The following is a 25,243-nucleotide window of genomic DNA, read 5'->3' as shown; positions in this document are numbered from 1 at the left end:
CCCCTAGAAGTGCGGGCGCCCGGCTGGACGCCCGCACTCCCCCGCCTAGTTCCAGGCGCAGTGAATGTGTGTCGCGTGGCCCGCGTCGTCGCCCGGGCCCCTGATATCGGTCGCGCCGTACGAAGCACAGGCGTTCCGGAAGGCCTGGTTGAGCGAGTTGGAGGTGTTGACCGGGATGTTGTTGATCCGGTCGATGTCGAAGGCTCTCCCGAAGTAGTGCGGTGAGGTCGAGCTGTGGTCACTGCCGGCGATCGCGGTGATCCGGAAACTGAAGCCGTTGATCAGGTGGATGCTGAGGATGGCGTTCAACATGGCAGGTCGCAGGGTCACGTCCGTCCGGCCGACGTCACTGAAGTCGCTGGTCTTGGCGGGCAGGCCGTTCGCGACATCGACGATGTTCTGCCGGGCCGTCGACAGCGGATCGGGTTGGCCGCCCACGTGGAAGGTCAGCAGGCCGATCCCGGGGATGTCCCGGATGAAGGCCGCCGGGTTGTAGGCCGGAAGGCCGCTGCCGAACTCTCCCGACCCCACCGAGACCTGCAGCGTGGGAGTGCCGAGACCGTTGCACGCGGACAGGTAGCGCTGCGGCGCGGCAAGGGCGAAGCAACCGCCCCACGGCGCACCGTTCAGCGTCTGCAGCACCAGGTCGAATCCGATCTCCAGCACCCGGCCGCCGTCGAAGAGCCGCCCGTCGATCAACACAGCGCCCTGGCTGCCGCCGTAGTAGGAGTTGTAGAAGGAGAACGCCGGCGCCGCGGCGATGACCTGGTTGCTGGACCGCACCCCGCCGGTCCGGTCGATCAGGTAGGCCTGGCCGGCCCCCGCGAGATAGAAGTTGCACAGGATCTCGGCCAGGTAGTCGACCCGTGACAACGCGGTGCCGTTCGGGGTGACCACCCGGCTGATGTAGGGCACACAGACCGGACCGGCCGGAGGGTCGTCCGGCCCGGCGTTGACCATGCGCGGGGCGGGGCCGTTGCGCTGCTTGCCGAGCGTGATCCCCTGGCCGGCCGGCAGGCCGGCCAACGAGCGCCCGTTGTTCGTGCGCATGCCCTTCGCCGGAGTCATGGTGGACACTCCGGGTGTGGCCTTCGCGGCACGGCCGGGCAGCGCCGGCGCGCCCTGGTCACCGGCCGCGCCGGCCTGTGCCGTACCACCCGTGAGCGCCACGGCGATAGTCATCGTCAGCGCCAGCGTGCCGCCGATACGCAACGTTCTCAGTGATCGCATGTCGTCCCCTCTGCGAGGTTGTTCGTCCCCGCAACGGTGTCGACGCCTACTGGACCGGAACTGGACGGCGACTGAACCGTCAGGCCTTCTCGGCTCCGCGGCCCAGCTCGACCAGCGCGCTGAGCCGCTCCCAGCGGTTGAGCCCGGCGGCCGCCACGGCGAACGCCGCCACCGGGGTCGCCAGCAGAATCGCCCACTGGAACGGGCGCAGCAGGACCGGAGAGGGGAACTGCTGGCTGGAATACATGAATCCGGCGAATCCGTAGGTGACCATCGCGGCGATGCCGGCCACCGGCGCGGCCAGCGCCAGGATCCGGCGGCGGACCAGGCTGCCCTGTCGCCACCACGCCCACACGGCGAGCGCGGCGGCCGCCAGGTAGAGCGGCACGGCGAACCGGAACAGGAACTGACCGTTCATGGTGACCGCGTAGGTGAAGCCGTGGAACATGCCCTGGCGCCAGTCGGTGACGCTGCCGGCGCCCGCGAGCGCCAGCGCCGCGCCGAACCACCAGAGGCCGCGCGGCGCGGCGACCCGCTCCCCGCCCGCGAGCCACGCCGAGCTGACCGCGACCAGCAGCGCCACCGTCACCAGCCAACCCGATCGCAGGACCTGGCTCGGTGAGTAGTCGTACCACTGTGCGACGTGCGCGATCTCGACAAAGGCACCGGCCACCGCGGCGCCGGCGGCGAGGCGGCGCAGACCGGCCAGCGCCAGGGCGAACACGACCGCCCAGACGGCCGGCCGGGCGAACTCCAGCAGGTCCACCCCGGAGTAGACGGTCATACCGGGCAGCAGCCAGCGAATGCCGACGACGATCAGGAACAGCGCCCCGACAAGCTGGACCGCGGACGCCGCCCGGCGCCAGGCGGGATCACCCAGATCGCCGAACCACCCACGAAGACCCACTGCCAGCCCGTTCACACCCACCATCTCCTCCTCGCCTTCCCGCCGATCAGGATCGCACCCCGCAGGCTACGGCCCGAGTTTCACGAACCACGGTGGGATGAACGGCTCCACGACGTTCGGCGGCAGATTGACCGGCCCGCCCCGGGCACCCTTCGAACTGTTGCAGAAGGTGCAGGCCGGCGTGATGTTGGCATCCGTCAGGTCACCGCCGCGCACCCTCGCGGTCACGTGGTCGAGGCTGGTGGCCGAATTCGTCCGGCAGTAGGAACACAGCGGCGCGGGACCGCCTCTGGCGTTGACGCCGATGTTGTAGTCCCCGAGCATGCCGCCCGTGATGCGCTGGCCGGCGCCCCTCCCGCCTGCCGATCCGGCCGGTATCTCGTAGAAGGGCTGCCGGCCGCCGAGGGAGCACCCGATCGGCGTGTTGATGTTGTGAACGAGGACCGCGGCGCCGTTCGCGACGACATAGAACGTGTGCTCCCCGGCGACGGTGAGGTTGTGCACCGTCGTACGGCTGCTGCGGTCCGAGACCGCGGTGACCTGGACGTAGGTCCCGGACGAGGTGCGCAGCAGCGAGCCGGCGGCCAGATCGCCCGCCTCCACCCAGCGGTGTTCCCGCGGCAGCCAGAACGGATGCCCGGCCGTCGCCGTGATCGGTTCGCCGCCGGCCACCGAGATGTCGACGAGGTCCTTGTCACCGGTCCCGGTGATCGACGTGGTGACGGTGGCCGCTACCGGGGTGGCGTCCGGGTCGTTCTCCGGGGCGGCCAGGACGCGGTCACCGGGCCGGACGTCGGCGATCCGCTTGCGGCTGCCGTCCGCCATCAGCACCAGGGTGTCCGGGGCGAAGCTGTTGGCCATGCAGCCGGCGGCCTTGGCACCCTTGCCGAGCCGGGCGAAGACCGCCCCGGCCAGACCGGAGGCGCAGCCCAGCGCCGCCGAGCCGCCGACGCCGCCCCAGCCCCAGTCGACCTTCCGGCCGGACAGTCGCTGCCCGACGTAGTCGAGTGCGCCGTCGGTGAATCCGCCGACGAGGCAGCCGACCAGCAGCGGGCTGTTGCCGGACGGGTCGGTGGCGTTCGTCGGGGAGTTACCCGCGTAGGCGTACTGGTTCAGGCCGCCGGCCGGGCCGATCGGGTCCTCGCTGATGAACCGCTGCAGCTGGGGGTCGTAGTAGCGGGCCCGGTGATAGGACAGGCCGGAATCGTCGCGCTCCCGGCCGGTCCAGCTGAACCGGTTGCTCGTCGCCTCGCCGGTGCGGGTCTGCACGCCGTGCGGGTCGTACGCGTACTCGGCGCGCAGCGCGCCGGCCGAGTCGCCGAGCGCCACGGTGGAGCCGGTCAGGTCGGTGAGGTACGTCCGCTGCCCGCCGGAGTCCCGCCGCGAGAACCATTCGTCGGTGCCACCGGCCATCAGATCCGTGGTGCGCGGGCCGGAGCGTTCCTGAACCGGGTCGGTTCCGTCGCTGACGGTTGCGGTCCCGTCGGTCCCGGCGCTGCGGTCCGTCCGGCGGCCGAACGCGTCGTACCGGTACGCCTCGGAGGACTCGGGGCGGCCCGTGCCGGTGAGCTGGCCGCGATTGTTCCAGTAGTACGCGGTGTTCCCGTAGCCCAGCAGGTTTCCGTCGGCGTCATAGGTGAGCGAGTGCCCGCCGGCGGACGTCAACCGGTTCGCGGCGTCGTACTGCAGTCCGGTCCGCGCCGCGGGCAGGTCGATGCGGGCCAGGCTGCCCTCGACCGACGCGACCCGCCCGGCCGGGTCGTAGGCGTAGGTCAGCGTGCCCTTGTCCGCGCCGCCGTGCCGGTAGGCCAGGCCCAGCACCTGCCCGGCGTCGTCGTAGCTGGTCGTGCGGCTCCAGCCGCCGGGCAGCCGTACCGTCGTCGGACGGCCGGTGGCGTCGCGCTGCTCGACCTCGACCACGTCGTCGCCCTGCTCGATGCGGCGCAGCGTGTTGTCGTCGTCGTAGGCGTACCGGGTCACGACCCGGCCGTCGATCTTCAGGTTCTCGCGGCGGTCTACCGGGTCGTAGCCGTAGTCGACGCTCGAGCGCGACGACTGGATCCGGGTGAGGCGATCGAGCCGGTCCCATCCGATCGAGGTGACCTCGTTGAGCCCCTCCGTGATGCTGACCGGCCGGCCCACCGCGTCGTAGCCGTGCGTGACGGCCGAGGCGTCGGGCGTGCCCTTGCCGTAGGTGACCTCGGTGATCCGCCGCAGCGGGTCGGGAACGATGCCGGTGACATGCCGGCCCCGGGACTCGAACTGCTGCACGCGCCCGGCATTGTCGTACTGCCACGTGTCCGCCTTGGTCAGCGGATCGGTGGCCACACTGACCTGGTCGGACGGCCCGTACTGCCAGGAGGTCCGGTTGTTGCGGGCGTCAGTGATGCCGGTCAGGTTGCCGTTCTCGTCGTAGTCCAGCGCGGTGGTGGCGCCCAGCGCGTCGCTCACCTGCTTGACCTGGTTCAGTGAGTCGTACCGCAGCCGGGTCTCGGCGCCGGCGGCGTCGGTGACGGCGATCGGCCGGCCGGCGGCGTCGGTGAACTGCCGTACCACCCGCCGCAGCGGATCGGTGACCGAGGCCAGGTCTCCCCCGCGATAGTCCAGCGTGGTGACCTTGTCCGCCGGGTCGGTCACCGTGCGCACCTGGCCGGCGCCGGTGTAGGTGAACCGGGTGGTCCGGTTCATCGGGTCGGTGACGGTCTGCAGGTCCCCGTCCTGCTCGTAGGTGTAGCCGGTCTTCTGGTCGCCGAGGCCGTGGACGAACAGCGGCTGGTCGTAGGGTCCGCCGTAGACGTAGTGCGCGACGCGCCGCCTGCCGTCCTCACCCTCCAGTTGGAAGACGTCCTCGAGCCGGCCCTCGGCGTCGTAGTCGTAGCGGGTACGCCGGTTCAGCGGGTCCACCACCGCCGTGATCTGCTGGTGCGCGGACCGCTCGTATCGGGTGGTGGCCTGCGCCGCGGTGCCGTACGCGGCGGTGTCGCTCACCGCGGCGCCGGCGGCGTTGAACTCGACCCGGCGCACGGTGCCGTCGGGTTGGGTGACCCGGGTGGCGGTGACCTTCCCGGCGGCGCTCAGCTCGTACGCGAACTGGTAGACGACGTTGCCGGGCAGGGTCTGCTTCTGTACGCGGCCGTTGGCGTCGTACTCGTTGACCAGGTAGGTGACGTTGCGCGCGTCGGTGGCGGTCTTGAGCCGCTTCTCGGCGTCGTAGGTGTACCGGCTGACCTTGCCGGCCGGGTCGGTGACCGTCTCCAGCAACCCCTGGCCGTTGTACGTGTAGGCGACGGCGCGCCCGACGTTGTCGGTGGCGCTGGTGATCCGGTTCCGGTTGTCGTGGGTGAAGCGGATCCACCGGCCGTTCGGCGAGGTGACCTGCGTGAGCCGGTTTCCGTCGTAGCTGAGGCTGATCTGGTTGCCGTTGCGGTCACGGACCGCGGCCAGGGCGCCGTAGAGCGGGATGGTGAAGACCATGCCGTCACGCCGGGTGAGCACCCAGCCCCTGTTGTCGCCGAACGCCGGGTCCTTGGCGTACTTGACCCGGGCGCCACGCCACTCGCCGGTCGTGTCGACCGCTTCCAGCACGACCTTGTCGAACCCCGTCGCCTCGGAGGTCCGGACGAAGTGGACCTTGCGGCCGCCGGGCAGATAGAGATCGACCTCGTCGTACTGGTCTTCGGAGTGGAAGAACATTCCGTACTGGCTCAGCCAGCCCACGCCGAAGTCACGCCGGTCGTCGTCGGCCTGCCAGTAGTTGCGGGTGACCGCGATCGGGAACGTGTCGCTCACGGCGAGGTCGGTGTGTGAGTCGGTGAGCCGTCCGGTGGACAGGTCGACCGGGTCGCCGTCGAGCCAGTCCATAGCGTCGGTGAAGATCGACTCCAGCCAGCCGGGCCGGCTCGCCGAGTTGAACATGGCGCCGGTGAAGGACCAGACGCGCGTCTTCGGATCCGGTACGACCTGGCGGCCGTCCGCGCTGACCTCGCCGCGGCCGTACACGTGCCAGCCCTTGCCCTCGGGGTCGTAGCCCCAGAAGTCGACCCGGGTGTACGGGGCCAGCTTGGTGTAGTTGGGGTAGATGATCTGCGCGCCGCTCGGGAACACGGAGGCGCCGCCGGGCTGCACGGTGAAGTAGGTCGGCACGATGCCGTTCGTCGGCAGCGGGAACGGGGCACGGTCCAACGGGATCGGCGTGATGCCGAGCTCGTGCACCACCTTGCCGGCCCGGTCGCGGATCACCGATCCGGCGGGGATGCGCACCTCGAGGCCCGGGATCTTCGGGGTGGTGAGCACGAGGTCCTTGGCGATCGGCGCATCGATCCGCACCATGTGTTCGGTGTCGAGGCGCTGCATCCAGACCGTGTACGGCAGCACCGTCGTCCGCCCGGCCCGCGCGGTCACCTTGATCTCGAAGACGCCGTAACGGTCGGCGCCGGTGCCGGCCGGGGTGCCGTCCACCACCAGGGTGGCGTCACCGGGGCGCACGCCGGCGAGCAGGAAGCGGCCGTGCCGGTCGGTGGTGGTCCGCACGCCTGCGATCGAGGCGCTCGCACCGACCAGCGGGGTGCCGTCCAGCTTGAGCATGTGTCCCGAGACGGCGGTGGTTCTGGCCGGGGCGCGCAGCGGATCGGGCGCCTCGTGGCTTTGCCGGCGGGCCAGCCAGTCGGCGCCGGTCAGGTTGATCGCGTCCGGCGTCCAGGTGGTCGGGTCGGAACCGGTGGGCGTGTCCGGCGCGGCAGGGAGCACGGCCGGCGCAGCCGGCGCGGCCGCGGGCATCATGGCCCCGCCGCCGGAACCCGCCGACCGCGTGGCCAGTGCGAGGGTCAGCGCTCCGGTGCCGGCCGTGTTCGGGTTCAGCACCAGCTGGTAGGTGCCGACGGCGGTGCCCGGCAGGTCGGGCAGGTCGGCGCCGGTGAGGTTGCGCAGATCGACCCTGCCCAGGTTGGTGCCGGCCGGGTCGTAGAGCGTGGCCGAGGTGTATGACGGGAGTCCGTTGGCGGAGACGTTGAGCCGCAGCTGCCGCTGAGCGCTGGTGGGGCTGAAGCTGAGCCGGGCGTTCTGGCCGCGCCGTGCGAACGCCACCGTCCGGGCGGCGCCGCCGACGTCCAGGGTGCCGCCGTCCAGCTCCGTGCTGAGTGACACCCGGGCGGTGCCGACCGCCGCGTTGGTCGGTGCGATGACGATCCGGTGCCGGCCGGGCCCGAGTGGCGGCAGGTCCAGATCCCGCACGGCGTTCCGGCTCACCGAGAGCCGGTCGCCGACCTGCCGGCCGTCCGGCCCGTACACGTATGCATAGACGGACGCCGCGAAGGCGTTGTCGATCAGAACGCTGGGACGCTCGCCGTTCGTGGCCTGGAAGCCGACCGCCGCGTCCTGACCCGCTCGTTGCACGGTGACCGCGACGGCATCGCCGTCGTGGGTCACGGTGCCCCCGTCGATCTGCGCCGAGTGCGTGACCGTGATCGCGCCGGTACCCACCGCGTCCGGCGCTACGACCACGCGATACCGGCCGGTGGCGGGCAGCTGCTGCAGCTGCAACGCCCCGCTCTCCCCGGCGGTCAGCCGCTCCTTCAGGGGTCGTCCGTCCGGGCCGTTGACCGGCGCGTTGTCCGGGCCGAGAAGGGTGACGTCGGCGCCCGCGCTCAGCGTGTTGCCGGTGAGGCCGAGCCCGGCCGTCTGTCCGGCGGTACCGTCGAAGTAGGCCTCCGCGTTCTGGCCCGCCCGCGTGATGGTGGCGGTGCGCGCCGCACCACCGCGCGTCACCTCACCGGCGCTGGCCCATCGCGAGAGAGTGACCGTGATCGAACCGGTTGCGGCGCTGTCCTCGTCGATCACCACCCGGTAGGCGCCGTTCATCGGCAACGCCGCGATGTCCAGACTCTTGGTGCTGCGAGCACTGAGCACCCACCGCGCGCCGACCGGCTCACCGGTCGGACCGGCCACGTAGACGTCGGCCGAGTTCGGCAGGCTGTTGCCGGTGAAGCCGAGGCTGACCGCGTCGCCCTGATCGGCGTCGAAGCTGAGCTGAATGTCCTGCCCGGGCAGGCTCGTCGCCTTCGTGACGGCGTCACCCGTAGCGGTGAGCTCGCCGCCGAGGGGCTCGCTGAAGCTGACCGAGAGGCTGCCGGTGCCGGTATCGCTTCGCGGGTCGATGACCAGCGCGTACGTCTGTCCGGCGCGCAGCCCTCGCAGGTCGAGATCGAACGCCGTGGTGTGGGCGTCGGAGCCGCCCGGCACGTCGAGTCCGTCCGGCGAGATGACGCGGGCACTGATCGCGCCCGCGAAGGTGGCCGCGATGTCGCTGACGCCGATGGACAGGTTCTGCCCGACCGGCGCGTCGAAGAGCAGCACGGCCACCTTGCCGGCGGCGCCGATCCGTACGGCCGAGGTCCCGCCGATTTCGGCGCGGGCGTACGACTCGACCAACGCGGGATCCACCGTGGCGGGTGGGACGAAGAAGTCCACGGCGCTGGTGGCGGTGCCCCGCGGGCTCGCCACCTGAACCCGTCCCCCGGTCGCACCGTCTGGCACCCTGAACCGCAGAGTGGTCGCAGTCGCCGAGACGAGGTTGACGGCCTGTCCTCCGAGGGTCACCACGTCGTTGCCCAAGGTCTGGTCGAAGTTGCGGCCGGTCAGCGTCACCTCGGTCCCCGCCTGGCCACTCGCCGGCGTCATAGCCGTGATCTCCGGCCCTCCCGGAAGCACACTGAACGACGCACTGTCGGTTGTGGAACCATCGGCGGCGACCCGGATCGCGCCGGTGGCCGCGGATGCCGGCACCTCGACAGTCAGCGACGTCGGTGAGGCGGACGCGACCCGCGCCGCCGCATTGCCGCCGAAGGTCACCGTGTTGCCGGCCGCGGTGGACGCGAAGCCGGTGCCGGTGATGGTGACGCTCGCACCGGGCGGCGCCGCGGCCGGCACCACGCTGAGAACGGAGAGCCGGCTCGACGGGAACCTGTCGACGCCGACGGTGTTGCCGGCGGCATCGTAGGCGTACCGCGCGGTCTCGCCGCTGGGCTGGGTCACCCCCACCAGACGCCCGGCGGCGTCGTAGGCATAGCGGGCCGGACCGGGCGGGGCGAGCCGCGCCTGGCGCACCGGACCGGTGGAGCGTGCCGGGCCGCCGGCAGCCGCCGCGGGAACGGCCTTCGCCGGTTCCCCGCCGCGTAGTGGTCGCGTGGCCGCGACGGCTTGCGCGGGTGACAGTGTTGCGACGAGTGTGCCGGTCAGCACAAGCGCGAGAGCGCGGCGACGCATGCGCACGATGGACTCCCCGTTCGACGGCAGATGACGACAACGGATTCTGCGGCAGACAGGGACGCCTTTGAATATGGTGTTTGCTCTATTCTCCGGCGGCGGCGCCGTTGCCAGCCTCATGATCGTGCCCAGATCCTCCGTCCCGGCCGCGATCACCACCGGCACCCTCCGTCCGGACGGCAGCAGCAAGGACGCGCCGGTGCTGTGGCGCAGCACCGGCGCCTGACGCTAGAGGTCGAGAAGCGGATCGACCCACCGGGTCGTGCCCGCCCGGGGTGGCACGAAGAAATAGCCACCGCCAACGGTCAGGGTGTAGCGGCCCAGCCGCTCCCCGGCCAGGCGCCGCTGCACCGCCTCGAACCCGGCCGCAAGATCACTCTGGTACGCGGTGAAGAGCAGGCCCTCCTCGTCGCGGCCCGCGCTGTCACGGCCCCGGAACGAGTAGCCCCGCCGCGTCATCGGCGGCGCGGCACCGTCACGCGGATTCGCGCGGCGCACGTGTGAGTCCAGCGGCGTGTGCCGCCCGTGCGGGTCGGCGGCGTAGGCCGGCTCCGCGTCCGCGGGCCTGCCGTCGGGCCAGCTGCCGTCGCGTCTGCGCCCGATGATGCGCTCCTGCTCGGCCACGGGATCGCGGTTCCACAACTCCGTGGCGAACTGGATCACCCGTATCACGAGGTAGCTGCCGCCGACGGCCCAGGCCGGATCGCCGTGCCGGTCATCCACGCGCACCAGGTCGGCGCCGGATGCCGGCTCCGGGTTGCCGTGCCCCTCGACGAAGCCGAACAGATTCGTGGCGACGGGCCGCCCGGCGTCGATGCGCGCGCCCTCCCTGAACCCGGACATCCGCCACCGGACCGGAAGATCATCAACGATCGCTCCCGCCTCGCGGTCGGCCTCCTCGACGGTGTCGGCGCCCATCTGGACGAGCACGTCCCCGTGGCAGCGCCGCGGGTCCAGCACGTCGCCGGAGAACGCCGGCATGACCGCCAGCTGCCGGGGCCGGCGTGCGGCGAGACCGGCCCGGTCGAAGACCGACGCACCGAGCGCCACGGCGACCTCCACGCCGGCCGCGGCCGACTCGGCCCGCTCCGCGAGGCGGCGCAGGGCGCCCGCCACAGGCCGGCGTCCGGAGTCCTGGAGATCCAGGGCGACCAGGACCGTGTGCGGCCGGGGCGGAGAACTCAGCAACTCGGCCCGGGGACGGCCCGCACGGGGTGTGGAGCAGCCGCCGGCCCAGCCGACCGCGGCGAGAGTCCCGCCGGCGATCACCGCACGGCGGGTCAGCGCGGGCTGCGAGCGGAATGGGCTCGGCACGTGCACCACTCCTCGAGACAACCGAACGACGTCAGCGAGAAAGGTAGCGACGGCAACCTATGACCGGTATAGGGCGAACGACATATCGTCGACGCGCACGTCCTGGAACGACGGCTCCGCCGTCGGCCGGCCGAAGTGGTAGCCCTGTGCGTAGCGGTAGCCGAGCCGGTGCAGCTCTGCCGCCTGCTCCGCGGTCTCGACGCCCTCGGCCACGGCGGTCAGGCCGAGGCCGTTGCTGACCTGGATGAGGGCGGTGGCGATGACGGCGTCCTCGCCGGCCGTGGTGATCGAGTCGACGAAGGACTTGTCGACCTTGAGCACGTCCACGGGCACGGTCCGCAGCAGCCCCAGCGACGAGTGGCCGGTGCCGAAGTCGTCGAGCGCGATGCGTACGCCGAGATCGTGAAGATCCTGAACGGCCTGTACCGATCGCCCGCCGCCGAACACCGCGGTCTCGGTCACCTCGACGGTCAGCCAGGCGGCGGGCAGACCGGTGTCGCTCAGGACCGCCGCGACCACCGAGGCGAAGCCCGGCTCGGCGAGCTGGCGGGCCGACACGTTGACGCTCATGCGTTCCGGCGCCAGTTCGCCGTACCGGTTCCGCCATTGCACCGCCTGGGCGCAGGCGGTGTACAGGATCCACTCGCCCAGCTCGACGATCAGCCCGTTGCGTTCCGCGGCGGGGATGAACTGATCCGGCGCGATCATTCCGCGAACCGGGTGCTCCCAGCGCACCAGGGCCTCGACCGCCTCCATCCGCCCGGACGGCAGCGCGACGATCGGCTGGTACACGAGCCGGAACTGGCCGGCGTCCAGGGCGAGGCGCATCTCGGCGCCGAGCCAGGCCTGCTCGTCGGTGCGCTTGTCGAGCTCCGGCGTGTAGCGGCGGGGCCGGTCGTGGCTGGCCTTGGCCGCGTACATGGCGACGTCGGCGCGGCGCAGCACCTCGTACGGATCGCCGGTGCCGCCCCCGTCGGCGACGCCGATGCTGGCGCCGATGAGTAGTTCGTGGCCGCCGGCGGCGACCGGTGCCCGCAGCGCGTCGGCGAGCCGCCGCACGATCGCGTCGGCCTGGGCGTCCGTCGCGCCCGGCACCAGGACGGCGAATTCGTCGCCACCCATGCGGGCGACCAGGACGTCGGGGCGCAGCGTGGCACGCAGCCGCTGCGCGACCACGGTGAGCAGTTGGTCTCCGACGCCGTGACCCAGCCGGTCGTTGACGCCCTTGAAGTCGTTGAGGTCGAGCAGCGCCACCTGGATGGGCCCCGCGTGGAGCGCGGAACGCAGCTCCTGCTCGAAGCGGCGGCGGTTCGCCAGGCCGGTGAGCTCGTCGGCCATGGCCAGGCCCTGTAGCTGGTCCGCCTGCTCCTGGACCTGGCCGACGAAGCCCGACATGCGGACCACGACCAACAGGAACAGCAGGCCCGCGCCGATGGCGATGACGAACCGGTCGACGGGGTCACCCCCGATGCCGGGAATGAGCAGCAGGGCGGGTGCGAGCAGGGTACAGACGGCCAGCAGCAGCAGTCGGGCGCGGCCGACCCGGGCGTCGCCGGGCTGCTTCGCGACGGCACCCGCGGTCCGCATCGACGGGTGCAGCGCGGAGGCCGCCCAGCATGCGTACGACAGCAGGAAGGCGCCGTCCAGCAACTCGTCGTCGACGTCGGAGTACAGCGACAGCAGCGAGTATCCGACGTCGGCGATGAGCAGCAGCAGCGCGGCGCCGCCGAGCAGGCGGATGCTCGTGGACCGACGGCCGACGCCGGTGTAGAAGCGCGCCAGAATGGCGAGCAGAAGCACATCGACGGCCGGGTACGCCACGCCGAAGACCCGCTCGGACGTCGAGGCGCTCGCGTCGGAGGCGATCGGGTGCATCACGAACACCCAGAAGACGAGTCCCAGACCGACGGCGACGACGGCCGCGTCGATCAACGCCGCCACGTCGCGGACGCCCCGGCGCCTGTCACGCATCAGCATGAGCATCCCGGCCAGGATCAGCGGGTACGCGCTGAGGTAGAAGTAGTCGGCCGGTGACGGATAGGGCTCCTGGTGCAGGACGTACTTGTAGTACTGCCACACCAGGTCACCGATGACCCAGGCGACCAACCCGGCGGCGAACCAGTACCACATCACGGGCCGCCGGGCGCGGTGCAGGCGAACCCCGACGAGGATCAGGGCGGCGGAGACCACCCCGATGATGTTGTATACGACGTTGGTGGCCACGCCCTTGGGCAGCAGGTAGTAGCCGACCGTGAGCAGACAAGCTGCCGCCAGCCACCCCCACCAAAGCCTCTCGCGTCTCACGACCTGCCCTTTCGGACAGGTAGACCACCACCTGAGCCGCCGCCGGTCTCGGAGACACCGGTCACACCTGCTGTGATTCGGCGCATAACCACTCATTCATCGAGGCACGCGGCCGATCTCCGGCGGCATGACCAAGCGCGGTGTACGGCTGCTCGTCGTCTCGGGCGCGGTCGCAACCGTCGCGGAAATGATCTTGAGCGGTAAGCCGGCCGGCGACGTGCTGTATCTGAGTGCCGCGGTGCCGCTCTGCGGCCTGGCGTGGTGGGGCGCGCTACGCCGGCGTGCGGACGGAGTTCGGCACGTCTGGGCGCTTCTCGCGCTCATCTTGAGCATGTCTGTCTCCGGCGACATCGTTCAGACCTGGCAGCACTACCACGGTGGTGCCCCTCTCGCGGGTGCGTCCGACGTCCTGTGGCTCGGCACCTACCCGCTGCAGGTCGTCGCGCTGCTCCTGATGACACGCCGCCGCGCGGCCGGTCAGTTCCGCGCCGCCGCTCTCGACGCGCTGACGCTGACCACCGCCGCCGCGCTCGCGTCGTACCTCTTCTTCGTCGAACCGCTGTTCGCGCAGGGCGGGCTGACGGTCGCCGAGACCCTGGTCCCGGCCGCCTACCCCCTCGGCGACGTGGCCCTGCTGGCCTGCGTACTGATGCTGGTGCTGTCCCCCGGGCGGCGCGGCGGCCCCACCCGGCTGCTGCTGCTGTCCGCCGGCATGGGCCTGTTCGTCAACGTCGGCTACAGCCTGATGCTCTACGTGAACGACTACGGGCTGGCGGACCGGCTTGCCGCACTGCCGCTGCTCGCCAACGTCGTCATCACCGCCGTGATCCTGCACCCCGACCGCGACGAGCTGACCACGCCCGGCAAGCAGTCGACCAAACTGCATCCGGCCCGCGGGGTCTTCCTGGGCGTGGCACTGATGACCGCGCCGATGATGGCCGTCCTGCACTCCAACCTGGAGTCCCGGGCCTGGCTCGTCGCGCTGATAGCCACCGCGGTCTGCGCGGGGCTGGTCGTGGCCAGGTTCATGAACGCCGTACGGGAACAGGAGCGCGCGCAGGCGCAGCTCGCCTTCCAGGTGTCGCACGACCCGCTGACCGGCCTGGCCAACCGCGCCCTGCTGAGCGAGCACCTGCACCGGGACGGACCCTCGGTGCTGCTCTACCTGGATCTGGACGGCTTCAAGGAAGTCAACGACACGCAGGGCCACGACGCGGGAGACGCGGTGCTGAAGGCGGTGGCCGACCGGCTCACCCGGGCGGTGCGCGCCGACGATGTGGTCGCCCGCCTCGGCGGGGACGAGTTCGTCGTGGCCTGCCCCGGCGCCACCATCGACGACAGCGTGGTGCTGGCCGAGCGCATCCTGCGTGACGTCGACGCCCCGATACCGTTCGGTGACACGCTATTGACGGTGAGCGTCAGCATCGGCATCGCCGCGCACGATGCCGGCCCGGACGTCTCCCCCGCGCTCGTCCTGCGCTCGGCCGACGAGGCGATGTACAAGGCCAAGCGCCTCGGGCACGGACGGTGGATGCTCGCCGGATAGGCCGTTCACTGGAAGTCGCAGCCGGGGTTGGGGTCGTCCACCGACAAGGGGCTGCCGGTCGGTAGGACGTAGAGCACGTCGAGCACCAGCGGGGTGGTGCCGAGGTTGCGGCCGATGTGAATGTTCGCCGGACCCGGTGGCTCCACGATGGAGGATCCGGCCGGATAGACGCCGTCGGACTCGCAGGTGGCGCCGAAGTGGTTCAGCGTGCCCTGCTTGACCCGGCCGTAGAGGGTGCCGTTGTGGTGATGCCATCCGGTGCTCTGCCCGGCCGGCAGGGTGATCTCTCGCATGATGTAGTCGGTGTCGCCGACGGTTCGCTGCCAGATGATCCTGCCGGACACACCGGGGCCCGGCGGGGTGGCGTGCGCGGCGCCGCTGACGAGTGCGCTGCCCGCGATGACGGCGGCGGCGAGTCCGGTCCGCAGACCGTGGCGCTCGATCGGCATCTGGTGACAAGTCCTTCCCGGTGTTGCAACGGGCGAGCCCCCACGCGCCCGCACCGTGACCCTACACAGGCGGCGAGCGTATTAGGTGGATTGCTCCCGGTCGGGAGCTGTGCTGAATGGCGTGCTCGGTGAATTTCACGCCGCCCGCCGGGGTGGTGAGGGTCCGATATCGTGAATCCACGACTGGGTAGCGCCGACGAGCCGGCGGTGAACGATGCGGCAGGGACTCCAAGTACGAGGATCGAAGTTTCTTGGTGGCGCGTTGACCGGGGTCATCGCCCTCGGCATCGTGGCCTTCTGGGCCGCCGTCGCCGCCATCATCTGGCAGGCGTTGAAGCCGTATCGCATGGTCGTGGTGGACCTGTGGGAATTGATCCCGGCCGGCGCCCGCCCCGAGGTCGGGCTCGGGCTCGCGATCGCGGGTGGTGTCCTGCTGATCCTCTTCGTCATCGCAGGCGTCGTCGGCAAGGGCGAGCCCGCGCAGTACGGCGGCACAGCCCGTGAGACGTACGTCGGCGTCGACGTCGACGAGGCCGACATCGACGTCTCCGGCATGTAAGCCGGCCGCGGCCTCCCCGCCACACGCCCGCGCCGGTGGCGAGTCGGGCATCAACGGGGGCGGGGGCCCGCGGACTGCTGACGCGGTGCGCTCAGCCGGTGGTGATCGGCAGCGTGGCGTGGCCGCGCAGGACCAGCCGATCGCGGCGTTCGGGTGTGCCGGCCAGGCTCAGCCGCGGCAGCATGGTCAGCAGTAGCGGGAACGCGACCTGCGCCTCCAGCCTGGCCAGCGGCGCGCCGAGGCAGTAGTGGGCCCCGCCGCCGAAGGAGACCGGCTGGATGTTCGGACGGTCCGGGTCGAACCGGTGCGGGTCGCGGTAGCGTGCCGGGTCCCGGTTGGCGCAGCCGAGCAGGAGGGTCAGCTCCACGCCGCCGCCGAGCCGCGGCCCGTCGTCGAGCTCCAGCGGGCCGGCCGTGTATCGGGAGGTGAGCTGCACCGGGGAGTCGTACCGGAGGATCTCCTCCACGAACGCGGGGGCGAGGTCCGGGTCGGCCCGCAGCCGGTCCGCCTGCTCCGGGTGCTCCAGCAGGATCTGCAGGCCGGTACCGAGCAGGTTGGTGGTGGTCTCGAAGCCGGCGACCAACAGCAGCACCAGGTTCGCGAGCAGTTCCTCGCCGCTCAGCCCGGGACCGGTCTCGTCGTCGTGCGCGCCGACGAGCGCGCTGGTCAGGTCCTCCTCCGGGGCGCGCCGGCGCTCCTCGATCAACCCTGCGAAGTACGCTTCGAGCTCACGGGCGGCCACGTCGGCGAGCCTCATCTCCTCGCCGGTGCTGACCGGCTCCAGCACCACGGTCAGGTCCGCGGCACGTTGCCGGAACCACGGCCGGTCCGCCTCCGGCACGCCGAGCAGGGCGCAGATCACGCCGATCGGCAGCGGGTACGCGAACACGCTCATGAAGTCCGCACTCGCGGGCATGGCTTTGATCAGATCCTCGACCTGGCCCGCGATGAGGTCCCGCATCGCGGTGACCCGTCGCGCGGTGAAGGTGGCCGCGGCCGCCCGGCGAACCCGGGAATGGTCCGGCGGGTTGTTCTTCAGCATGGACAGCACGATCGAGGCGACGCCGCGGTTCTGCCGCCAGCCCGGCCAGAACCCGTCGTAGTCGGCAGGGTCCGCGACGCGCAGGCCCGGGTGACGCAGCAGGCTGTCGGTGAGAGCGTGGGTGGTGACGAACCAGCGGCCGTCGAGCGCCTGGAAGATCGGCGCATGTGCCCGGATCACGTCATAGGCGGGGTACGGATCGAGGCGCCCCTCCGGCTGAAACAGCGATGCCACCGCGCTCTGATAGTCCATGCCCCGCTGCTCCCCAGTAGACGGATGCGAAAAATCCCCATCATGCCCGGCGCACGCCAGTCGGCGCGGGGGTGCGATCGCATCTGGCCATCGGCAGACGGCATGGCCAGAATCGATTGTCGCGTCTAACCTGGCCGGGCACACGTCAAGGCTTTGGAGCCACTGGCGGAGGAGCGATGGTTCGGTAGGTGCGCGGTACTGCACAACACCGCAGGGAAGCCCGAGGAGATCTACTTCTGGGGGTTCTCCGGAGATTAGCCTTCCCCACCGGGGTACTCGTGATGGCACCGGACTCGATCGTCCCGTGCGACGATGTCGGGATGAAGTCGAGGCAGCCGGCCGCCTGACGTGAGGCCTATCGGCACCGCCGCCGCTTGGGCCGAGCAGCAGGTCGCCTCAGTCCGCGACGATCCGGCAGGTCGGATCGCCCTGATGCGGCGCTGCTACTACGGCCCGCTCGGCAAAGCCCCGCGGCACCTGCCGTTCCGCCGAGCGGCGATGTCGTTCATGCGATGGCAACTCCGCCGCGGTCTGCTGCGCCCGCCTGCCGACGACCACCCCGGCAGCCCATGGTGGCGGGCGGTCAACGAGCGCATCCTCCGGGACGGCTGCGAGGCGGTGGCCTTGAGCGGGGATCTCCCCGGGCCGGCCTCCTCCCGGACGGTCGACTTCTGGATGTCCTTCGCCCGCAACCCGACCGCCCGGACCTGGTACCAGGCCCACAACGGCAGCGTCGTGGCGGCCTACCTCGGGCACCGCGCCCTGGCGGACGCGGAGAACGAGGCCGAGCGCTTCTTCATGAACGTCGTGCTCTGCCGGGTCCTGTACGCACACGCCCTCGTCGCCGCCCCCCGGATCTCGCTGGGCCGGCTGGCACCCCTCGCCCCGCTCCTCGGTGACCCGCGACTGGGCATGACCGGCATCTTCCTGCAGCTCTCCCGCGTGCTCCCGGACGAGTACCCGCTCCGCGACACGGCACGCTCCTACCTGAGGAACGAACTCGGCTTCGGCCGGCTCCTCGACTACGGGATCATCACTCCGCGGCTGCGGCACCTCTACGAATGGTCGGCCGACAAACTCGAAGCGCCGGGCCTGCTGGACCACATCCGCGACGGAGCCCTGACCTACGCCTGGCCGTACGAGGATCGCGACGTCTGGCAACCACCGAGGTCCCTCATCATCGCGATGGCCCAGCGGGCACTGCCACCACAGCGAAGCCGCTGAGCGAAGCGTGTACCGGGGTGCGCGGCGTGACGCCTCGGGGCGCCACGCCGCACCGCGTCAGGCGCAGGTGTGCTGCCAGTTCCAGCCGATGAAGCTGTGGCGCAGGTCCACCGTCTCGGTGCAGGTCGCCGACCCGTCACCGTTCAGGACCACCGAGGTGTCGTGGATGTTGGCGTAGTAGTGGCCCGTCGGGTCGAAAATGCCCCGGTAGGAGAACTCCGCGTGGCCGGTGTGGGAGGCGGCGGCGCACTCGGCCGGGCAACCGCCCTTGTTGCTGGTGGATGCCACCGACCAGCCGGCGTTCCACGGCTCGCGGTTGTGACGCGTCGAAATGGTGGTGGAGCTGCCGGTGACCAGGCCGCCCGCGGTGCTGACCGTGCTGTCGGTGTAGAGCGCGGTCATCAGGATGCGGCAGCAGTCGTACATCTCGGACGAGGTGTGGTACGTCGCCGTCGCGTCGAGCGCGTTCACGGCCGGTGTGCTCACGAACTCGACCGGGCCCCGGACGACCTGGCAGTTCGCGCCGATGGTGACGGTCTGGCGGGCGGACCTGCCCACCGGAGGTGCCGGCAGGTCGCTGGTGAGGCGCACCGCGCCGCAGTCCTCGCCGGCGGGCCGTGTCCCCGTCGCCGTCGCCATTGGAGCGGCGTCAGCGGGACCGGCCGCGACGATGAGCCCGGTCGCGGCCAGCAGCAGAATGATGGTCTTACGTCGCATGTGTCTCCCAAGGGGTGGGTTTGCGTGCACCTGATCTTGCACGAACCACGCGAACCGCCATCACACCGGGGCCATCGATGAAGGTGCCCCTCCGCCGCGAGACACCCCCTAGGACGCCAGGGCGTCGGCGTCCCGCCAGCGACGCGATGTCGACCCGGCCGGCGTCGCGGCCTGTTCGATCCGGTTGCGGCCGGTGCGTTTCGCGACGTAGAGGGCTTCGTCGGCCTGGCTGAGTACGCTGCTCTGCGTGCTTCGGGGGGTGGCCACGGACACGCCGATGCTGATCGTGACGGGTAGTTCTCCCGTGATGGGTTGCCAGGGGTGATCGGCGATGGCGTGGCGAACCTGCTCCAGGCGGTCCAGGGCGGCGTCGGCCTCGGTGCCGCGCAGCACGAGGAGGAACTCCTCGCCGCCGAGGCGGGCGGCGAAGCCGTCGATGCCGACGTCGACGGCGTCGAGCAGGCCGGCGACGATCGTGAGGACCTGGTCGCCGGTTTCGTGGGACAGGGTGTCGTTGACGCGTTTGAAGTGGTCGAGGTCGAGCAGGGCGATGGTCACCGGGGAGCTGTCGGTGGCGGCGCGGTGCAGCAGCGGTGGCAGGTGCTCGTCGACGTAGCGGCGGTTGCGAAGGCCGGTGAGGGCGTCGCGGAGGGCCTGTTCGCGGAACCATTCGGCTTGGCGGCGGGCTTCGGCGACCTCGAACATGACCTGCCGGTTGCGGGCCTGGACCTCGCGCTCGGCCGAGCTGAGGCGTTCCTGGGCGGCGTTGTAGTCGCACAGCGCGAGGTAGGCGTTCTCGAAGTCACCGCGGGCGGCGTGGACCTGGGACAGCTCGGACAGCGCTTCGGCGGCGTTGTACGTCAGGGCCAGCCGCTCGCTCTCCAGCTGCACGTGTGCGATCGTGCTCAGGGCCGCGGCCAGGTCGCCCTTGCGCCGTTGTACCAGGGCGAGGGTGAGCAGCAGATCCGTCTCGGCGTCCAGGTCCTGCGTCAGGTCCTCGCCGTGCAGGGCGGCGAGCGCGGCCCGGGCGGCCCGCTCCGCGGCGTCATGGTCGCCACACAGGGTCTCGACCCGCGCCACGGTGTCCAGCACCGAGTAGCCGAGCGGCATCCCGTGCGCCTCCACCACGGCGCGCAGCCGCGCGAGTACGGCTCGGGCCCGCTCCCCGTTGCCCTCCTCGTACTCCGCGTACGCGTAGTTGTTGAGCGCCATGATCTGGCGGTACACGTTGCCGGTTCCGACCGCCAGCCGGTCGGCCTCCTCGTAGCGTTCGCGCGCGGCCTCGGCGGAGCCGGTCCGGGCGAACGCGTCGGCGAGCTTGATCAGGTTGGCGATCCGGATCGACAGCGGGGTGGTGTCGTCCAGCGCGTTCACGCACTGGAGGCAGTGGTCCAGGGACGCGCCCATGTCGCCCATCGCCCGGTGGATCCGGGCCATGACCCGGTGGGCGCTCGCCTGGAGCTGACGGCATCCGTGCACCCCGGCCCAGTCCAGCACGTCGGACAGGATGCGTGCCGAAGCCGCGAGGTCACCGCGGTACTCGTGCAGGGTGGCGCGAAGCAGCCGGGTGCGCCAGAGCAGCACGGTCTCACCCTGCGCCTCGGCGGCCGCCTCGAGCTCGTCCGCGATGCGTTCCGTCGAGGCGACGTCGAAGTCGGCCCCGTCCTCGAACTCGTCGAGCATCCGGGCCGCCGCGGCGGGATCCAACGGCGCGGCAGGGCTACGCGGGGCGGCAGGGTCCGGAACTATGGTGGGTTCCGCCTGCGACACACCATTCATCTCGCCCCCGCTCTCGAGTCCGCTCACCCCTTCATCGACCGCGGCGCGGGCAACCTGAAAGAGTCTCGGCGCCGACTGCGGTGTTCCTCCGGAGCCGCCGCACGACCCGCTGGTCTCACCGGTCCCACGAAGATCGAGGCCGGATAGCCTGGTGGCTATCCGGCCTGGTCAGGCTCGCCTACCGCCAGAAAACGGCCGCAGTGGTCATGCCGCCGGCGACCGTACCGTGGATGTTGACGCCTTCAACCCACGTCGAGTAGGCGGGAAGGACCACGAAGGCCCCGTTCTCGTAGATCCACGCCTTCTGCATGAGCGAAGCCGCCCGGGTGTGCCCTGCGATCCGCGCTCCGTCAGAACTGACGGCCGAGACGGTCAGCACGCCCTCGAGCGGCGGCCGGCCGATCCGGGCACGCCGCCAGTGCACTCCGTCCGCGGGGTTTGCTTCGTACGTCCAGGTGACGAGCTCGTCGTTCGCCACACCGACGATCTTGCGCCCGTCGGCGCTGATCGCACCCGCCACGGTCCGGTTGTCGGTGCCGCCCGGCAGCAGATGCAGCCCTGTACCGCCGCCGACCCGGCTGCCGTCGACGAAGGCGGTCGTCGCGCACGTCCCGCACTCGTTGAGGTAGCCCGTGACGATGTCGCCGGTGGCGATTCCCGTCACCATGCCGGCTCCCGCCCCGATCGGCAGGTTGCGGCCTCCGCGGATGCGCACGGGCCGGGCAGCGCTGTTCGAGGTCGCCATGCGGCCGGCGATGTGCCCGTCGTTGCTGATCGCCTCTGCCCAGGAACTCTCGTTGTTGCCGGTCAGCAGCGTGTAGGAGCCGTCGGGCTCCCAGCGCACCGGCTTCCGCTTCAGGTACCCGGACTTCGGGCCGACCCAACCTACGATGACGCCCGAGTCGTTGATGTCCGTCGCGGCGCTGGCGGCATACCCGGGAACGTCGGTCAGGTTCAGCGGCAGGCCGTCCACCCACTTGACGGCCTTGCTGCCGGTCTGGCCGACGATCACGTTCCCGTTGTTGATCGCCTTCGTGTACGGGATTGAATCGTCTGCGGACCATCCATGCAGGAGCCCGATCATGCGGGCGGGAGTCGTGGGGTCGGCGCTCGCGACCGACGGCGCGAACGCGGCGCCGACCATGAGGGTGATGACAGCGGCCAGGGTGACGCGACGTAGGCGCATGGATCCTCTTCTGCACGGATGCGGGGTCCCGGTCGGGTACGGCTCGAGCGGCAACGGGCATCGTTGCAGCGGCCCCGGCGGGATCACATCTAGCAAACGACATATTTCAATGAGGCCGTGGGCGGTGGCCAGACGTCGCGAGCTTGGCGCGCACCTGGTCGGCGTCGGGGTGGCGGGCTCCGTCCAGCAGCTCCAGCGACCGGCTCCAGGTGGCCCTCGCCTCCGCCGGGCGGCCCAGCGCCTCTTGCGAGTCGCCGGCGTGGTCCAGGACGGTGGCCATGAGGTATGTGTCGCCGTGCTCCTCGAACAGCGCGAACGATCGCAGGAAGAAGGTCAGCGCGGTCTCGTGCTCCCCGCCGCTCTGGTGGATCACGCCGAGGCTGTCGAGCGTGTGAGCCTCGCCCAGCGCGTTGCCGGTGGCCCGGTGGATCTCCAGCGCCGCCGAGCAGCACTCCACCGCCTCGTGGAACTCGCCGAGGTGGGCGTGGTGCCAGCCGACCGAGTTGAGCGCGCTCGCCTGACCGGGAAGGTTGCCCGCCGCCCGGCACAGCTCCAGCGCGGCGCCGCTGTGCCGGAGTGCCGCGCGGTGATCATCCCGGAGCGTGCCGAGGAAGCTCAGCCCGAAGTGTGCGCTGGTCTGGCCGTTGACGTCACCAAGATCGGCGAACTCCCCGAGCGCCGTAAGCAGGTTCTCCCGCGCCGCACTGTGGTGGCCGACGTGGGTCTGCGCACCGCCGAGAGCCCGCCGCGCCTGGGCCCGGCCGGCCGGATCGCCGGCCCGCTCCGCCGCCGCGAGCGCGGTGCGCTGCGCGCGGAGTTGCTCCGCGAAAAGACCGCGGCGGTTCAGGAACGTGATCAGCGACCACGCGATCTGCCAGGCATGGCGGTGGAACCCGGTGGCCGCCGCCTCGTCCACGATGGAGAGCAGCACCTGTCGTTCGAGCGCGAACCAGGCGGTCGCGGCCGCCCGGCCCGGCGGCCGCTCGACGGCCAGGCCCGGCGACGGTTCGTCCAGCGGGATCGGCTTCAGATGGGACTCGATCATCAGCGTGTTCGCCGCGTGCGCACTGTGCAGATAGTGGTCGAACATCCGGCGCCGGGCGGCCGTCCGGTCCGCCTCGCCGTCGACAGCGTGCGCGAGTTCCGCAGCGTACGACCGGAGCAGGTCGTGAACGGTGAACCGCCCCTGCGCCGACTCGTTGACCAGGCTGGTGTTGACCAGCTCGGCCAGGCGCGCCCGCGCCGCCATGACGGGCTCGCCGAGCAGGCTCGCGGCGGCCGCCGTGCCGAGATCGGCGCCCGGGTGGAGGCCGAGCAGCCGGAAGAGGCGGGCGGCACCGGCGGACAGGCCGTGGTACGACCACGAGAAGACCGCCCGCACGTCGGTCGAGGCGTCGTTGCCGGACAGCGCCTCCAGCCCGCCCACCCGCTCGGACCTCGGACACTCGAGCATCGATCGGCGCGTCGCGTGCGCGGACACGATGCTCAACGCGAGCGGCAGGCCGGCGCAGCGATCGACCAGGTCGTCCACCGCGGCCGGCCGTACGGTCGTCCGGACCGCGCCCAGCCGGCGGTAGACCAGCTCCCGGGCCTCCGGGTCGGTGAGCAACCGCAGCGGCAGCGGATGCGCGTCCTCGACCGCCACCAGCGACGTCAGGCGCCGCCGGCTGGTCACCACGACCAGCGAGGTCCCGCTGCCGGGGATCAGCGGACGGACCTGCTCGGCGTCGAGGGCGTTGTCCAGCACGACGAGTACCCGCTTGCCGGCCAGCATGCTGCGGAACAGCCCGACCTGGGCGTCCAGGTCCGCGGGAATCCGCTGCTGCGCGACACCGAGCGCGTCCAGCAGGCCGCGAACCGCCTCGCTCGTGCTGACCGGTTTGCCCCCCGGCGAGAAGCCACGCAGGTCGATGAAGAGCTGACCGTCCGGGAACCGTTCCGTGGCGCCGTGTGCCCAGTGGATGACCAGCGTGGTCTTCCCGATGCCGCCGGGGCCGTCGACCGCCGCAACCACCACCCGCCCGCGCGACTCGGATTCGTCGGCCAGCTCGTCGAGCTGCGCCAGCTCCCGCGCCCGGCCGACGAAGTGCCGGATCTCGGCCGGCAACTGGCGCGGGGTGACGCCGTCGCGGCGCGCCGGCATGACCGGCAACGGGGGTGGCACGGGCGTTTCCGGCGGCTGCCCGGTCCCGCCCGGCGCCTCGACCGGCTCCTCGACCGGCTCCGACCGGTGATCGGCCGATGCGGGAACCTGGCGGCGGAGCACCCGCAGGTAGGCCTCGTGCAGCTCCGCGCCCGGCTCGATGCCGAGCTCGTTCGTCAGCCGCCGGCGGACCTCGGCGAAGAGGGTCAGCGCCGCGGCCTGACCGCCGGAGCCGGCCAGCGCGAGGATCAGCCGGGCGGCCAGGCCCTCGTGCAGGGGTTCGCCGTCGAACGCGGCGCCGACCCGCTCGACCGCCTCCTCGTATCGGCCGGCGGCTATGGCGAGGTCGCCGTACGCGACGGCGGCGGCCAGCCGCTGCCGCGCGACCGCCACCGTGGCCGGGTGCCGGCTCAGCCGTTCGCCGGCGCCCGCCAGCACCGGGCCGCGCCAGAGGTCGAGGGCGTCGCCGAACAGCCGGGCCGCGCCCTCGGCGTCGCCCGCGTCGCGCGCCTGCGCGGCGACGCCGGTCAGCCGGGTGAAGGTCGTCAGGTCGAGCTCGTCGCCGTCCAGCTCCAGGCGGTAGCCGGACCGCACGTGGCGCAACGTCCGGGCCTGACCGCGCAGCTGCCGTGCCGGCTCCAGAATCGCCCGCACCTGCGCGACATACGTGTGCACCAGTCGCAGGCAGGACCGCGGCGGCTTCTCGCCCCACAGCACGTCGACGATCTCATCGGTCGACACGACCAGGCCGGGTTGGACCGCCACCAGGCTGAGCAGGTCGCCCTGCATCCGTGAGCGCACCTCGACGGCCGCGCCCCCGCGCTGGACGCCGAGCGGGCCGAGCACCCCGATCCAGAGCCGCGCCGCGCCGGGACCCGGCCGCGACGCCGCCGGGAGCTGAGCGAGCAGGCTCGCGGTCTCGGCCTCGGAGAGCCCGAGCGTCACGGCGAGCCGGCCGAGGGCCGCCGGCCGGGGCGCGTCGACCCGGTTGTGCTCGATGTCGCGCAACGCCCGCACACTGATCCCGCTGCGGACGGCGACCTCGCGCTGGGTGAGCCCAACGCGCAGCCGGCGACCACGGAGCTGATCGCCGATGGTGGCCGGTGAACGTCTGTGGCGCACTGCCAGGCCCCCGCCCGGTCGTATCGGCGTGATGGTGTCTCGGTGCCATTGCCGTCCGAAGTCCTCGGCGGACCGTCCGCCGGCAATCATATCGGTCACGGTCGATCTTCCGGTCCGTTCTGCCGCCCGCGCCGCCGCCACCGGACGGCCCCGCGCCGCATGGCGTGGCCGCCCGCGCCGGTAGCGGCGGTGGACGCGGCGGCCGGACC

General features: G+C 71.5%; 14 protein-coding genes. 3 read left to right on the top strand and 11 right to left on the bottom strand.

Annotated features, from left to right (window positions below):
* Positions 1-45: 45 nt before the first annotated feature.
* From AB0B58_RS10905 to AB0B58_RS10885, 5 genes are all read right to left on the bottom strand, one after another.
* Entirely contained in the window at positions 46-1,230 is a 1,185-nt protein-coding gene (locus AB0B58_RS10905; protein ID WP_360221094.1) for a hypothetical protein, read from the bottom strand.
* Between the two features lie 79 nt (positions 1,231-1,309).
* Positions 1,310-2,152 carry a hypothetical protein gene (locus tag AB0B58_RS10900; protein WP_360221091.1) on the bottom strand — a complete coding sequence of 281 codons (843 nt, stop codon included), beginning with the start codon at positions 2,150-2,152 and terminating at the stop codon, positions 1,310-1,312.
* Between the two features lie 51 nt (positions 2,153-2,203).
* Positions 2,204-9,397 carry an RHS repeat-associated core domain-containing protein gene (locus tag AB0B58_RS10895; RefSeq protein ID WP_360221812.1) on the bottom strand — a complete coding sequence of 2,398 codons (7,194 nt, stop codon included), beginning with the start codon at positions 9,395-9,397 and terminating at the stop codon, positions 2,204-2,206.
* Between the two features lie 228 nt (positions 9,398-9,625).
* On the bottom strand, positions 9,626-10,711 hold the full coding sequence (locus AB0B58_RS10890) for a Dyp-type peroxidase (RefSeq protein WP_360221088.1): 1,086 nt from the start codon (positions 10,709-10,711) through the stop codon (positions 9,626-9,628).
* 57 nt (positions 10,712-10,768) lie between these two features.
* On the bottom strand, positions 10,769-13,015 hold the full coding sequence (locus tag AB0B58_RS10885) for an EAL domain-containing protein (protein ID WP_360221085.1): 2,247 nt from the start codon (positions 13,013-13,015) through the stop codon (positions 10,769-10,771).
* Between the two features lie 127 nt (positions 13,016-13,142).
* Here AB0B58_RS10885 and AB0B58_RS10880 point away from each other — a divergent pair, with 127 nt between their 5' ends.
* Entirely contained in the window at positions 13,143-14,561 is a 1,419-nt protein-coding gene (locus AB0B58_RS10880) for a GGDEF domain-containing protein (RefSeq protein WP_360221082.1), read from the top strand.
* Positions 14,562-14,566: 5 nt separating this feature from the next.
* On the opposite strand, the gene AB0B58_RS10875 is transcribed toward AB0B58_RS10880, so the two are convergent.
* The gene (locus AB0B58_RS10875; protein ID WP_360221079.1) at positions 14,567-15,010 is read right to left on the bottom strand and encodes a cupin domain-containing protein; all 444 of its coding nucleotides are present in this window, start codon (positions 15,008-15,010) and stop codon (positions 14,567-14,569) included.
* Between the two features lie 262 nt (positions 15,011-15,272).
* Here AB0B58_RS10875 and AB0B58_RS10870 point away from each other — a divergent pair, with 262 nt between their 5' ends.
* On the top strand, positions 15,273-15,569 hold the full coding sequence (locus tag AB0B58_RS10870) for a hypothetical protein (RefSeq protein WP_360221076.1): 297 nt from the start codon (positions 15,273-15,275) through the stop codon (positions 15,567-15,569).
* 91 nt (positions 15,570-15,660) lie between these two features.
* Here the strand turns inward: AB0B58_RS10870 and AB0B58_RS10865 are convergent, their stop codons facing one another.
* Complete coding sequence (locus tag AB0B58_RS10865; RefSeq protein WP_360221073.1) at positions 15,661-16,863, bottom strand: cytochrome P450; 1,203 nt, start codon at positions 16,861-16,863, stop codon at positions 15,661-15,663.
* 348 nt (positions 16,864-17,211) lie between these two features.
* Here AB0B58_RS10865 and AB0B58_RS10860 point away from each other — a divergent pair, with 348 nt between their 5' ends.
* Positions 17,212-18,087, top strand: a complete 876-nt coding sequence (locus tag AB0B58_RS10860; protein WP_360221070.1) for a hypothetical protein — start codon at positions 17,212-17,214, stop codon at positions 18,085-18,087.
* Positions 18,088-18,144: 57 nt separating this feature from the next.
* Here the strand turns inward: AB0B58_RS10860 and AB0B58_RS10855 are convergent, their stop codons facing one another.
* From AB0B58_RS10855 to AB0B58_RS10840, 4 genes are all read right to left on the bottom strand, one after another.
* The gene (locus AB0B58_RS10855; RefSeq protein ID WP_360221067.1) at positions 18,145-18,804 is read right to left on the bottom strand and encodes a hypothetical protein; all 660 of its coding nucleotides are present in this window, start codon (positions 18,802-18,804) and stop codon (positions 18,145-18,147) included.
* Between the two features lie 108 nt (positions 18,805-18,912).
* On the bottom strand, positions 18,913-20,511 hold the full coding sequence (locus AB0B58_RS10850; RefSeq protein WP_360221064.1) for a GGDEF domain-containing protein: 1,599 nt from the start codon (positions 20,509-20,511) through the stop codon (positions 18,913-18,915).
* 250 nt (positions 20,512-20,761) lie between these two features.
* The gene (locus tag AB0B58_RS10845) at positions 20,762-21,769 is read right to left on the bottom strand and encodes a hypothetical protein (protein WP_360221061.1); all 1,008 of its coding nucleotides are present in this window, start codon (positions 21,767-21,769) and stop codon (positions 20,762-20,764) included.
* A 106-nt stretch (positions 21,770-21,875) separates the two neighbouring features.
* Complete coding sequence (locus tag AB0B58_RS10840; RefSeq protein ID WP_360221058.1) at positions 21,876-25,034, bottom strand: BTAD domain-containing putative transcriptional regulator; 3,159 nt, start codon at positions 25,032-25,034, stop codon at positions 21,876-21,878.
* Positions 25,035-25,243: the final 209 nt, after the last annotated feature.

The sequence above is a fragment of the Actinoplanes sp. NPDC049118 genome (assembly GCF_040648555.1).
Lineage (GTDB): Bacteria > Actinomycetota > Actinomycetes > Mycobacteriales > Micromonosporaceae > Actinoplanes.
Note: the sequence above shows the minus strand (reverse complement) of the source record. Positions and strands in the feature narration are given on the sequence as shown.

Excerpts from the sequence above, each read along its gene's own strand:
- AB0B58_RS10905 (WP_360221094.1), bottom strand. The coding sequence starts at position 1,230 with ATGCGATCACTGAGAACGTTGCGTATCGGCGGCACGCTGGCGCTGACG.
- AB0B58_RS10895 (WP_360221812.1), bottom strand. The coding sequence starts at position 9,397 with ATGCGTCGCCGCGCTCTCGCGCTTGTGCTGACCGGCACACTCGTCGCA.
- AB0B58_RS10880 (WP_360221082.1), top strand. The coding sequence starts at position 13,143 with ATGACCAAGCGCGGTGTACGGCTGCTCGTCGTCTCGGGCGCGGTCGCA.
- AB0B58_RS10875 (WP_360221079.1), bottom strand. The coding sequence starts at position 15,010 with ATGCCGATCGAGCGCCACGGTCTGCGGACCGGACTCGCCGCCGCCGTC.
- AB0B58_RS10865 (WP_360221073.1), bottom strand. The coding sequence starts at position 16,863 with ATGGACTATCAGAGCGCGGTGGCATCGCTGTTTCAGCCGGAGGGGCGC.
- AB0B58_RS10855 (WP_360221067.1), bottom strand. The coding sequence starts at position 18,804 with ATGCGACGTAAGACCATCATTCTGCTGCTGGCCGCGACCGGGCTCATC.
- AB0B58_RS10845 (WP_360221061.1), bottom strand. The coding sequence starts at position 21,769 with ATGCGCCTACGTCGCGTCACCCTGGCCGCTGTCATCACCCTCATGGTC.